The organism is Acinetobacter sp. ABJ-A23_2 (genome assembly GCF_044538765.1).
In the GTDB taxonomy this organism is placed as follows: Bacteria; Pseudomonadota; Gammaproteobacteria; order Pseudomonadales; family Moraxellaceae; genus Acinetobacter; species Acinetobacter nosocomialis_A.
Genome location: NZ_JBIUCP010000098.1, coordinates 1 through 2,142 on the forward strand (window position 1 = coordinate 1; position 2,142 = coordinate 2,142).

The 2,142-nt window shown below is 35.3% G+C and carries 2 protein-coding genes; one reads left to right on the forward strand and one right to left on the reverse strand.

Annotated elements, in window-relative coordinates:
• Window positions 1-179 precede the first annotated feature (179 nt).
• On the forward strand, window positions 180-1,478 hold the full coding sequence (locus ACH63V_RS17950) for a dicarboxylate/amino acid:cation symporter (protein WP_347017270.1): 1,299 nt from the start codon (window positions 180-182) through the stop codon (window positions 1,476-1,478).
• A 240-nt stretch (window positions 1,479-1,718) separates the two neighbouring features.
• On the opposite strand, the gene ACH63V_RS17955 is transcribed toward ACH63V_RS17950, so the two are convergent.
• Window positions 1,719-1,922 (reverse strand): hypothetical protein, encoded by a 204-nt coding sequence (locus ACH63V_RS17955; protein ID WP_000758190.1) that lies wholly within the window; start codon window positions 1,920-1,922, stop codon window positions 1,719-1,721.
• Between the last annotated feature and the right edge of the window lie 220 nt (window positions 1,923-2,142).

Genomic DNA, 2,142 nt, shown 5'->3' on the forward strand with positions numbered 1-2,142 from the left:
ATGCAGAAAAAGATAGACTTTATATACAAAAATATACATGGTTTTTAAATTTTACATTTTCTAAATTTATAACACAGGGTGTTTTTTATTCTTTACAATGGCTTCACTTCCTTTAAAGCAGCTTGTGGTGCACGCTTTATATTTTATTTTTTTATCCCCATCGAACAGGTATTTAGATAATGGATTTCAATACCCTTGACCAAGAAACCGTACAGAAAAAACAGAAATTTCACCAAATTTTGTATGTACAGGTCATCTTTGCAATTATTTTAGGCATTTTAATTGGTCATTTTTACCCTGAGCTTGGACAGAGCTTAAAACCGCTCGGTGATGCATTCATCAAAATCGTTAAAATGATTATTGCTCCCGTAATCTTTTTGACTGTGGTTACCGGTATTGCCAGCATGACGAACATGAGTCGGGTTGGACGCGTGACTGGTAAAGCAATGCTGTATTTCATTACTTTCTCAAGTCTTGCACTTGTGGTTGGTATGATTGTGGCAAACATTATTCAACCAGGTAAAGGTCTAAACATTGACCCGGCAACTTTAGTCAGTGATAAGGTAAATACTTACGTTGAGAAGGCTCATGCCACCAATATTACTGACTTCTTCATGAATATTATCCCGCAAACACTGGTAAGTCCGCTTGCTGGTGGTGAAATTTTGCAGGTTCTATTTGTGGCAGTACTATTTGGTATTTCTTTAGCTGCTTTAGGCGATCGTGCACGTCCAATCACTGATTTCCTAAATAACTTAACGGCACCGGTTTTCTACTTGGTTGGTATGTTAATGAAACTTGCGCCAATTGGTGCTTTTGGGGCTATGGCATTTACTATTGGCGCTTATGGAATCGAATCAATCGGTAATTTATTACTGTTGATTATGACTTTCTATATCACGGCTGTACTGTTCGTATTAATCATTTTAGGTGCTGTAGCGCGTTACAATGGCTTTTCAATTATTGCTTTAATACGCTACATCAAAGATGAGCTTTGGTTGGTTTTAGGTACAAGTTCATCTGAAGCAGCTTTACCGTCTTTAATGGATAAAATGCAAAAAGCGGGATGTGAAAAATCTGTAGTGGGCTTAGTTATTCCTACAGGTTATTCATTTAACCTTGATGGCACTAACATTTATATGACTATGGCTGCTTTATTTATTGCGCAAGCATGTAATGTGGACTTATCTATTAGCGAACAACTTGCATTACTTTTAGTGGCAATGGTGAGTTCAAAAGGTGCGGCAGGGGTAACGGGTGCAGGCTTTATTACACTCGCTGCTACTTTGTCAGTTGTCCCATCTGTACCTGTGGCAGGTATGGCGCTCATTTTAGGTATTGACCGCTTTATGTCTGAGTGTCGTGCATTAACTAACTTAATTGGTAATGCATGCGCAACAATTGTTGTTGCTCGTTGGGACAAAGCTCTGGACAAGGATGTTCTAGATAAAGCATTAGGTAAATCTAAAACGAATTAATTATTTAAAATTTTAATTCGAAATAAAAAACCTGTAGCAATTGGCAATTTGGGAGAGGCGCCATGCTACAGGTTTTATTTTATCTAGTCGAAAATTTAATTTAAAAAACTATCTTGTATGTAAATGCTTAATTATGGGAGGCCAATATAAAATTTTCACAAACTCTCATATAGATCTACTTTGAAAGCAGAACTTTTAAGTTGCCTATACTGAAAATAGTATATGCAAAACAGCTCAAGCTTACGCTTTTAAGTGATCCTCAAACTCTTCACCTAATTGCATCGCTAAGGCGTTACCAGCCAAATCACACGTGACTAAGCCATACTCTTTTTTAAAACTGAAAGTGAAACCTTTTCCATCGGCCAAGTTTTTAACCGAATACCCTAATTTTTCTAACCAAATACGGAACGCAATTAAATTTTTAGCTTTAACAACCTTTTTCACGTGAGAACTCCTTCTTCTATCCGTGTCTTACACCTTATTTATTAATAGGGATTTACCTAGATTTTTTAAAGGGGGAAAACTTTGTTTTATTTTGCAACTTGTAAAAAAAGTAAAAGAGATAAAGTAATCTTCTTCATTTTATAAATTTATTCAGTTTTTATGTAATCAATTTTTGCACTAATAAAATGTAAGTATTTAATTTTTATGATTATTTTAAAAT